This window comes from Nonomuraea africana (assembly GCF_014873535.1).
In the GTDB taxonomy this organism is placed as follows: domain Bacteria; phylum Actinomycetota; class Actinomycetes; order Streptosporangiales; family Streptosporangiaceae; genus Nonomuraea; species Nonomuraea africana.
Genome location: NZ_JADBEF010000001.1, coordinates 5,044,670 through 5,053,724 on the forward strand (window position 1 = coordinate 5,044,670; position 9,055 = coordinate 5,053,724).

General features: G+C 68.7%; 10 protein-coding genes. 5 read left to right on the forward strand and 5 right to left on the reverse strand.

What is annotated here, in order from left to right; all coding sequences use genetic code 11:
- Positions 1-36: 36 nt before the first annotated feature.
- Positions 37-474 carry a DUF3995 domain-containing protein gene (locus H4W81_RS23820; RefSeq protein ID WP_192776856.1) on the forward strand — a complete coding sequence of 146 codons (438 nt, stop codon included), beginning with the start codon at positions 37-39 and terminating at the stop codon, positions 472-474.
- A 510-nt stretch (positions 475-984) separates the two neighbouring features.
- Here H4W81_RS23820 and H4W81_RS23825 read toward each other — a convergent pair.
- Positions 985-2,175 (reverse strand): ISAs1 family transposase, encoded by a 1,191-nt coding sequence (locus H4W81_RS23825; RefSeq protein WP_192776857.1) that lies wholly within the window; start codon positions 2,173-2,175, stop codon positions 985-987.
- Positions 2,176-2,194: 19 nt separating this feature from the next.
- On the opposite strand from H4W81_RS23825, the gene H4W81_RS23830 reads away from it, so the two are divergent.
- From H4W81_RS23830 to H4W81_RS23840, 3 genes are all read left to right on the forward strand, one after another.
- Positions 2,195-2,452 carry a hypothetical protein gene (locus tag H4W81_RS23830; RefSeq protein ID WP_192781472.1) on the forward strand — a complete coding sequence of 86 codons (258 nt, stop codon included), beginning with the start codon at positions 2,195-2,197 and terminating at the stop codon, positions 2,450-2,452.
- Positions 2,453-2,667: 215 nt separating this feature from the next.
- Positions 2,668-3,846 (forward strand): NAD(P)/FAD-dependent oxidoreductase, encoded by a 1,179-nt coding sequence (locus H4W81_RS23835; RefSeq protein ID WP_192776858.1) that lies wholly within the window; start codon positions 2,668-2,670, stop codon positions 3,844-3,846.
- A gap of 69 nt (positions 3,847-3,915) precedes the next feature.
- Positions 3,916-4,815 carry an RNA polymerase sigma-70 factor gene (locus H4W81_RS23840; RefSeq protein ID WP_318781917.1) on the forward strand — a complete coding sequence of 300 codons (900 nt, stop codon included), beginning with the start codon at positions 3,916-3,918 and terminating at the stop codon, positions 4,813-4,815.
- Between the two features lie 172 nt (positions 4,816-4,987).
- Here the strand turns inward: H4W81_RS23840 and H4W81_RS23845 are convergent, their stop codons facing one another.
- Both H4W81_RS23845 and H4W81_RS23850 read right to left on the reverse strand, forming a co-directional pair.
- Positions 4,988-5,293 (reverse strand): putative quinol monooxygenase, encoded by a 306-nt coding sequence (locus H4W81_RS23845; protein ID WP_192776859.1) that lies wholly within the window; start codon positions 5,291-5,293, stop codon positions 4,988-4,990.
- Between the two features lie 13 nt (positions 5,294-5,306).
- Entirely contained in the window at positions 5,307-6,347 is a 1,041-nt protein-coding gene (locus tag H4W81_RS23850; protein WP_192776860.1) for an aldo/keto reductase, read from the reverse strand.
- Positions 6,348-6,492: 145 nt separating this feature from the next.
- Here H4W81_RS23850 and H4W81_RS23855 point away from each other — a divergent pair, with 145 nt between their 5' ends.
- Positions 6,493-7,323: a helix-turn-helix transcriptional regulator gene (locus H4W81_RS23855; RefSeq protein ID WP_192776861.1), complete on the forward strand. Its 831-nt coding sequence runs from the start codon at positions 6,493-6,495 to the stop codon at positions 7,321-7,323.
- On the opposite strand, the gene H4W81_RS23860 is transcribed toward H4W81_RS23855, so the two are convergent.
- Both H4W81_RS23860 and H4W81_RS23865 read right to left on the reverse strand, forming a co-directional pair.
- Positions 7,234-7,614 carry a hypothetical protein gene (locus tag H4W81_RS23860; protein ID WP_192776862.1) on the reverse strand — a complete coding sequence of 127 codons (381 nt, stop codon included), beginning with the start codon at positions 7,612-7,614 and terminating at the stop codon, positions 7,234-7,236. The genes H4W81_RS23855 and H4W81_RS23860 overlap by 90 nt on opposite strands.
- A 279-nt stretch (positions 7,615-7,893) precedes the next feature.
- A complete protein-coding gene (locus H4W81_RS23865) occupies positions 7,894-8,826 on the reverse strand; it encodes an NAD-dependent epimerase/dehydratase family protein (protein WP_192776863.1) in 933 nt (310 codons plus the stop codon).
- Between the last annotated feature and the right edge of the window lie 229 nt (positions 8,827-9,055).

The following is a 9,055-nucleotide window of genomic DNA, read 5'->3' on the forward strand; positions in this document are numbered from 1 at the left end:
GTGTATGGAAGGGAAAGTGGGATCACCATGACGCTGATGAAACTCGCTGGTGGAACGGCTGCGCTCGGCCTGGCCGCCGTCGGGGCGCTGCACGCAGTCTGGACATTCTCGCCCTGGCCTCTGGCCAGTCGGGCCGACTTCGCCCGCACGGTCGTCGGGGTTGCCGAGGCCGACGCTCCGGGACCAGGTTTGACGGCCGCGGTGGCAGCGGCACTCGGGACCGCCGGCTTCCTCGTCGCCGCACAGGCCGGCCTGGCTCCCCGCGTGCTGCCCACCCGGCTCGGCACTCTGGCCACATGGGCCATCGCGGGCGGGCTGCTGCTACGCGGCGGAGCGGGTCTGGCCACCTCCGCACTCGCCAAGCCCACCGATTACACCCGCTGGGACCTGGTGGCCTACTCCCCGCTGTGCCTGACACTCGGCGCCCTAACGGCCTACATCGCCACCTCAGCGACCAAGCAGGGTCAGCCATGACCCGCCGGATTCCCCGCTTGGCGATCCCCTGATCGGCGTGCACTTCCTGGTGGGCGTGCCGGCCTGGAGCACCTTCGGGACATGGTCCCGCACGGATCCACCAAGCCAGAACTCCGGCTCTCAGCGCACTGCAGCAGTCGTTCCCGATCACTGGTAGAACAGCACACAGGCCCCTGGTGGAGATGGTTGCTCTTGGTCGACAACCCTTCTACCAGGGGTCTTCCTGCTTCTGGATCAAGAACGATGATCCCGGGCGGGTGGGACTTGAACCCACGACCCACGGATTATGAGAATCCTCGGCTAATGTCGCACGGTGTCGCGATGTGCCGTTTTATATGGCTCTGGGTGCGATTTTCTTCGCCGTTGTGTTGGGTGCTGTCAATGCGTGCCGGGCCGTATCCCACACACGCGAGCAACCGCCGAGCAACCACGTTTCCTTTACCGTTAGCCTTAGGTGTCATTTGTCCGCATGTGCATCATCGCCGAGCAGGGCCCAGGGCTGAAGCGTTCTCATGTGGCGAGACCGAGTAGCTGAAGCCCGTCGCCTGGGTGGCTGCGGTAGTGGTCAGTGGCGGCGCTGATGTTGGTCCAGCCGATCAGGCGGGCCAGGCCGATGGCCAGGTTGCGCAGGCTCGCCAGGATGCGTGGAGCGGCGCCTTTCCGCACTCTGCAGGCGTCTTCGTGGTAGGTGACGTCGCGGATGTGGTGCAGGGCCTCGATGCTCCAGTGGCCGCGGATGAGGGTGGCGAGGTGGGCGTGGAGGATCCGGCCCGGCGGGAGACTGGTGACGGCGTAGATCGTGACGATGGTGGTCTTGCCGCTCTTGTGGTCGGTGCGGCGGCGCTTGACCTGGATGGCCTGCAGGGCGTGCGGGAAGGGCAGGCCCGGGCGGGCGGTGCAGATCTTCATGCGGCGGATCTCGCGGCGGCCATGCCCGGTCTCGTCGGTGCGGTCATTGAGGATGGCCTCGCGCCAGGGCAGGGCCTTGAGTCGGCGGTGCAGGGTGGGCTGGTTGCCCTTGACGACGAGCAGGTAGTGGCCGCCGGCGGCGACGATCTGGCGGGCATGTTCGTGCTGGGTGTGCAGGGCGTCGGCGGTGATCACCACGCCGGACAGATTCAGGTCGGCCAGCAGCGGCGTGAACGCGGGGATCTCGTTGCTCTTGGCCTGGATCTGGGCTTGGGCCACGACGGTCTGGGTGTCGTGGCGGACGGCGGCCAGCAGGTGGGTTACGCCGTCACCGGTGCGGCTGCCGCGCAGCGTCTTGCCGTCCACGGCCAGGCCGAGTAGCGGTTGTCGGGTGCTGGGGGTGGGCGGTGCGGCGCAGGCGGCCAGCTTGGTCAGATAGGCGCAGGTCGCGGTGTCGAAGGCGTCGCCGTCCAGGCGGGCCAGCAGCCGTCCCAGGGTGCTGGCGGCCAGCCGCGTCGCGGCGGGCAGGCCGAGCTGGACGCGTAGTTCAGGGTCGCATCCGGTGATGAATCTGGTGATCTTCGCCAGGGAGGTGGCGCCGCCGAGTACGGCGAGCAAGGCTAAGGCCAGCAGCGGTCCGAGTTGGTAGCGGCGCCCGCGACGGTTACGTGGGTCGGGTACGGCATCCAGGACATCGGCCAACGCGGGCAGGTCGGTCAGGTCCGTCATCGGGTCGGTGGTGGTGACGTGCTCCAGGTGGCGGGAGAGCACGTCGATCGGGGAAGATGGCACGCGAACGCGGCCCCTGTTCTTGATCGACTGGCTAGACACCGACGATCATCAGGGGTCGCGTTTGTCATCTCCGCACCGGGGCGCCCTCAACCATCTGCCCGTCTACAGGGCTACGACCGTCTCACCAGCCGAGAACGCTTCAGCCCTGGAGCAGGGCCAGGCCTTATTGCCGATCGAATTCATCGCCGCGCCCCTGCTCTTGCTCGCCTACGGCGTGATCCGCATCCTCGACGGTCTCGACGGCAGCCGCGGCACGGCGAGTCGCGTACCCGCGTGACCAGACCGCTCGGAGGTCGCGATCTGGCTCTTCGAGATCGACGCCGCCCCGCCGGTTGCCGACGGCGCCTCCTCAGTCGACCGATGCGACGTGGCACCGAGGGTGGCGCGCAATGTGATGTGGTTCACATCCGCGACCTGTCACGCCCGGTGCGGGCTGTTTGTCCCATGGGCGTCACCGGCACCGAAACCGGTGCCCGACCTTGGGAGAACGAAATGAACAACGGCCACCGCATTGTCGTCCTTGGCGCCGGCTACACGGGCATGTTCAACGCCATCCGGCTGGCCCACCGCACCCGCCGGACCGGCGTGAAGATCACGCTGGTCAACCCTTCGAGCCGGTTCGTCGAGCGGCTGCGGATGCACCAGATCGCAGCCGGGCAGGAGCTGGCCGACCACCAGATCCCCGACCTGCTCGCCGGAACCGGCGTCACGTTCGTCCAGGGCGCCGCCACCGCCATCGACCCCGAGGCTCGGCAGATCACCGTCGACGGTGCCGAGACCCTCGAGTACGACACGCTCGTCTACGCGCTGGGTAGCTCGACCGACACCAGCAAGGTCCCCGGCGCCGACATCCACACGTTCACCCTGAACAGCCCGGAGATCGCCGGCCGGTTCGCCGAGCGGCTCACCGAGATCGCCAAGGCCGGCGGCACCGTCACCGTCTGCGGCGGCGGCCTGACCGGCATCGAGGCGGCCACCGAGATCGCCGAGAGCCACCCGAGCCTGAACGTCACGCTGATCAGCTTGGAGGAGCCCGGCGGCATGATGGGTGCCGAGGCCCGCGCCTACCTCTACCGCGCGCTGGACCGCCTCGGCGTCGCCCTGGAGACCGGCTCCCGCGTCACCAAGGTGCTGCCCGACGCGGTCGAACTGGCCGACGGCCGGCTCGTCCACTCCGACGCCTGCCTGTGGACCACCGGCGTCAAGGTGTCGCCGCTCGCCGCCGACGCCGGGATCGCCACCGACGACCGCGGCCTCATCCTGGTCGACGCCACGCTGCGATCAGTGTCCCACCCGGAGATCCACGCCGTCGGCGACGCCGCAGCGGTCCGCCTGGCCTGGGGGCAGATCCACGGGACCTGTCAGAGCGGCCTGCCCACCGCCCAGTACACCGCCGACACCATCGCGCGGCTGCTGCGCGGCAAGGCCGTCAAGCCGTTCCGCTTCGGCTACTTCCACCAGCCGGTCAGCCTGGGCCGCCGCGACGCGGTCATCCAGTTCACCAAGGCCGACGACACCCCCGGCCGCTGGTACCTCACCGGCTGGGCCGCCGTCGCGTACAAGGAGATGGTCAGCGGCAGCCCCCTCCTGACGTACCGGCTCAGCAAGCGCATGAATGTCACCACCATCGTCTCCAAGGGCGGCCGCGCCACCCGCAAGCTCGCGGCATGACGGGTACCGACTCCCAGCGCCGTGATCTCGGGCTTGCCGCCCAGGTGACGGCGCTGGCAACATGAGCCGGTGATCGTGATCGACGGCAGGGCCGAGGAGGACCCGTACATCGAGAACAGGCGGCTGCTGTTCGCCACTGCCTACCGCATGCTGGGCAGCGTCACCGACGCCGAGGACGTCCTCCAGGACGCCTGGCTCACCTGGAGCACCGCCGACCGCGACGCGATCCACCACCCCAAGGCCTACCTGGTGCGAACGGTCACCAACCTGTCGCTGAACCGCCTCACCTCCGCGCGGGCCACGCGCGAGACCTACGTCGGCCCGTGGCTCCCCGAACCGCTTTTGACCTCCCCCGACATCGCCACGGAGACCGAATTGGCCGACACCGTCTCCATGGCGATGATGGTCGTCCTGGAAACCCTCAGCCCCGTCGAACGCGCTGTCTTCCTGCTCCGCGAGGTCTTCGGCTACTCGCACGCCGAGATCGCCGAGACCCTCGAACGTCCCGAGCCGACGGTCCGCCAGATCGCCCACCGCGCCCGCGAGCACGTCCAGGCCCGCCGCCCCCGCTTCGACACCGACGAGGCACAGCGCCGGCAGGTTACCGCGCAATTCATGAAGGCCTGCGCGGGCGGGGACCTGAACGCCGTGATGGAACTGCTCGCCCCCGACGTCACCGCCTGGTCCGACGGCGGTGGCAAGGTCACCGCCGCCCGCCGCCCCCTCCACGGCACCGACCACGTCGCGCGCTGGATCGTGGGCTTCCTGGCCAAGCCCGAGCTGGCCGCCCTGACCATGGAGCCCGCCGTCATCAACGGCGAGCTTGGCATCCTGGCCACTCTCGACGGCTACGCCGTCGGCGCCCTGTCGTTCGACCTCGTCGACGGCCACATCCAAAATCTGCGCTTCCAGGTCAACCCCGACAAGCTCAGCGGCCTCACCCCCGACAACGGCCTGGCATTCCTCTGATGCGCGAACGCGGGCATCGTCTGCGGGCAGCTCGGTGACCCTGTCCAAGCCGTCGCAGGAGGCACTCAACGATCTCCCGTATATCGGCCGCCGCCCCCGACGATGTCCATCGAAGGCACAGGTGTCGAAGGCGAGCGGCTGTCCGTGGTCAAGACCTTCACGGTGTGAGGACCTACGGAGCGGATTCCTGTGACGCCTCGACCAAGGTCCGAAGGGTCAGTGGCCGGGCCAGGATCCGGTCCAGGACTCTCTGGGCGTGACGCAGATGGGGGGTGGTGAAGTGCTCGTCGAAGGCCTGCCGGTTCTCCCACCGTTCCACGATCACCATGCGGGCCGGGTCGTTGGGGTCGACATAGGCCCGATACGAGAGGCAACCGGGTTCGTCCAGCGTTGGCTCGATCAGGGCTTCCAGCGCCGTGCGGAGCCGATCATGCTGGTCTGGGGCGGCGAGGAACTCGGCGATGACGAAAAGGGACATGGCCCGGCCTCCTTCATGCGTGGCGGGCGGGACCTCTGCCCGCACCGGAGACCGTGATCGCGGTGGCGATCTCCTCGATGTCGGCAGGGCTCAGCTCCAGCGAGCCCGCTCCGATCCAGCCGTCCACCTGGGCGGCCTTGCGCGCGCCCACGATCGCCCCGGTGATGCCGGGCCAGGCGAGCACCCAGGCGATGGCCACCTCGGCCACGGAACGGCCATGGCGTTCAGCGATCGGCCGCAGCGCGTCGGCGAGCTGGAGGTTGGCGGTCAGGCCGGTCGTGAAGTCGTGGTGGGCGGTCCGCCAGTCCTCGGCGGGCAGTCCGGCCACGCGCTCGGCGGAGAAGGCCCCGGTGAGCAGGCCGGACTGCAGCGGCGAGTAGACGATCACACCGGTCTCGTGCGCGCGTGCCCAGGCGATCTCATCGGCGGACGACCGGTTGATCGCCGAGAACGGCGGCTGGATGACGTCGACATGGGCGATCTGCTCGGCCGCCTCGAGCAGGTCGGGCGTGTGATTGGACAGCCCGATCGCCCGGACCTTGCCTTCGGCCTTCAGGTCGGCCATGACCTGCCAGTACTCCTCCAGCGGCGTGGCGTTGGGCGACACCGCTCCGAAGCCGCCACCGGCGTACTCCAGCGATTCGCCGGTGTCGGGATAGTGCACCTGGTACAGGTCGATGTGGTCGACGCCCAGCCGCCGCAGCGAGTCTTCGAGCTCGCGGCGGACGCTGTCCGGCTTCATGATCCGCCGAGGCGAGGCCGACGGATTGTCCGGGTCCCAGACCAGGCCGAGCTTGGTGAAGATGTACGGGCGATCGGCCTGCGGCAGGTCGGCGACAGCCTTGCCGACCAGTTCCTCCGAATGGCCCAAGCCGTACACCGCGGCGGTGTCGATCCAGTTGACGCCCGCGTCGAGCGCGTGGCGGATCGCGGCGACCGACTCAGCGTCGTCCGTGGCCCCCCAGCTGAAGGCCCAGCCCGAGCCCGACACGGCCCACGAACCGAAGCCCAATCGGGTGATCTCCATGCCGGTACGGCCAAGCGTGACAGTCATGAGTGATGCACTCCCGTGAATCGGAAAGCCGGAACCGTTCCGGCGGATTCAACCTTCGGCGATTCACGCCAGGTCAGGCAGTGCCCGGCTCTGCCTAGGCACGCCATGACCAGGCATCCACCTAAATCGCGAAATAATGGGACATATGATCTTCGATCGACGTGTCGAACTGGGTGAGTTCCTCCGATCGCGTCGCGCCCGGCTCCGTCCCGAGGAGTTCGGCCTGACCTCCTACGGACGGCAGCGCCGGGTTCCCGGACTGCGTCGCGAGGAGCTGGCGCAGCTGGCCGGGGTCAGCGTCGATCACTATGTACGGCTGGAGCAGGGACGCAGCCTGCAGTTCTCGGCGGAGGTCCTGGACGCGGTGGCCAAGGCCTTGCGTCTGGACTCGACGGAACGGGAGCACCTGTACCGGCTGGCCCGCCCCGCTCCGGCCGCGGCCGAAGAACCGGCGGACAGCCCGCCGCTGCGTCCGGGCATCCACAGCCTGCTCTCCGCGATCAGCGGTGCCCCTGCCTACGTGGTCGACCGCACGACCGACGTGCGGGCATGGAACCGGCTGGCGGCGGCGTTCATCACCGACTTCGGCGAGCTCCGCGCCGCGGAGCGCAACATGGCCAGGCTGGTATTCCTCGACGACGGCGTGCGCGACCTGTACGTCGACTGGTGGGCACGGGCTCGCGACGTGGTGGCCTTCCTCCGGCTGGACGTGGCGCGCCCACCCGTTCCTCCTGCCGCCCAGGCCCTGATCGAGGAGCTGTCGGCCGCCAGCCGCGAATTCCGCCAGATCTGGGCCGAGCACGACATCAAGGCCCCCGAGCACGGCAGCCACCGATACAGGCATCCGCTCGTTGGCGAGCTCGAATTGACCTACGAGACGCTCCGGCTACCCGGCCACCCCGACCTCGCCCTGGTCGTCCACACCGCAGAGGAGGGATCCTCCGCCCAGGAAGCACTCCGCGTCCTGATGCAGTAATCCCCGTATTTCGGTACTCATACCGAGGGCGATACGGATGTCTTGGCAGGAGGTAAGGCTTAGCGCAAGCGCGCTGGCTGAGGAGGCGGCCTGGATGAAGGCGACCTGCCGGTTGACAATGGTCAGGTGCCGGATCGGCTCGGCGGTGACTCGGTGCAGGTCGCCCAGCGCGCGCAGCTCGGCCAGTACCGGGCCGACCTCGGCCAGGTCGAGGTCGGCACGCGGGTCACGGAGCAGCCGACGGTAGAGACGTTCCTGCTCGGCGGTCAGCCCCAGGCTGCCCAGACTCATCAGCACCTCCTCTCGTCGGAGACTCTCGGCTGGTCACCAGACGGCCCATCCGTACGTCGGGGACGGGGCTGCCGGTCTTTGAACGAGCTGGTCCGGCGTCAGGGCATATGCCGGAATGGAGTACGGCTCCGCCACTCACGCCAGAGCGGAAGTCATTCCGATCTGGGCGAGCTCGTCGGGGGACGGCACCGGGCCTGCCGTTGACTCTGAGCCGGCCGCAGGGAGACTCCCGCGATCGCTGAGCCGGCCCGCAAGATCAGCGGAGGCCTCGACGCCGGGTCACGCCAACTCCTCCTTGAAACCCTGCCGCCAGGAGGGATAACGCAGCTGCCAGCCGAGCTCGGCCTTGGCCTTGGCGTTGGAGAAGCCGCGCCCCTCGGTCAACATCAGCACCGCCACGTCTCCGGCCAGCGGCCGGGCCAGCCAGGCGGGGATCCGCATCGGCCGCTTCGCGCCCGCGCACGCCGCCAGGTACGGCAGCCACTCGTTCGCCGGCGCCGGTTCGTCGTCGACGATGTTGAACACGCCGCGGGCCTGCTGCTCCACGGCCAGGACGGTAGCGGAGGCCGCGTCGTCCAGATGTATCCACGAGCAGTATCCGGCACCGCTCCCGACGACCGGGAACTGCCGCTTGCGCACGGGGCCGACCAGGTCGTCCATGGCGCCGGGGCCGTAGAACCAGCCGTAGCGCAGGACAGCGCCGCCGGCCTTGACGACCACGTTCTCGACGTGGCCGAGCGCCGCCATCCCGGGCTCGGCAGGGGTCCCCGTCATCGGGTCCAGCCCGTCCTGCTCGGTCTTGACCCAGCCGCCCTCGCGGATGCCGTTCCAGGCGCCGTAGGCCTGCGCGACGAAGTGAGGGACGCCGGTCGCCTCGGCGGCGGCCAGCAGGTGATCCGTTCCCTCGGTGCGCAGCCGGTTGGTGCCGGCGAACCATCGATCCATGTGCTTCATGTCGGCCTTGCCGGCGCGCTTCACGGAGATCGCGGTCATCTGGTGCACGATCACCTCCGGCCGGGCCTTGGCCACCGCCTCGCCGACCGAGACCGCATCCAGCCCGTCCATCACGACCGCCTCGGCGCCCATCTGTTCCAGCAGGCCCAGCCTGGCGGTGCTCGTCGTTGTCGCCGTCACCTGGTGGCCACGTGCCACGAGCTGCGGCACCAGCCGCCGCCCCAGCACCCCGGCCCCTCCTGCCACGAATACCCGCATGATCTCTCCTTTGACGTAGGTGTCTGCCTCTGAGACGAAACAGCCGGGCCAGTTCGTGACACGGAAGGCACGACAGTCAGGAAAGACCGTTCACTGCTGTCGCTCGCCGCCTCCACAAGATCAATGGTGCGGCGAGTCATGCCGTGCGTTGGTCTTGCCTGAGCCTCGCTCAGAGATTTACAGGTGTGCATTCACTGCACTGCTATGCAATGAATGCATCAAGATATAC

Bases quoted from the DNA above. Each gene is read 5' to 3' on its own strand.
- H4W81_RS23820 (WP_192776856.1), top strand. From the start codon at position 37: ATGAAACTCGCTGGTGGAACGGCTGCGCTCGGCCTGGCCGCCGTCGGG.
- H4W81_RS23835 (WP_192776858.1), top strand. From the start codon at position 2,668: ATGAACAACGGCCACCGCATTGTCGTCCTTGGCGCCGGCTACACGGGC.
- H4W81_RS23845 (WP_192776859.1), bottom strand. From the start codon at position 5,293: ATGTCCCTTTTCGTCATCGCCGAGTTCCTCGCCGCCCCAGACCAGCAT.
- H4W81_RS23850 (WP_192776860.1), bottom strand. From the start codon at position 6,347: ATGACTGTCACGCTTGGCCGTACCGGCATGGAGATCACCCGATTGGGC.
- H4W81_RS23860 (WP_192776862.1), bottom strand. From the start codon at position 7,614: ATGAGTCTGGGCAGCCTGGGGCTGACCGCCGAGCAGGAACGTCTCTAC.
- H4W81_RS23865 (WP_192776863.1), bottom strand. From the start codon at position 8,826: ATGCGGGTATTCGTGGCAGGAGGGGCCGGGGTGCTGGGGCGGCGGCTG.
- H4W81_RS23855 (WP_192776861.1), top strand. From the start codon at position 6,493: ATGATCTTCGATCGACGTGTCGAACTGGGTGAGTTCCTCCGATCGCGT.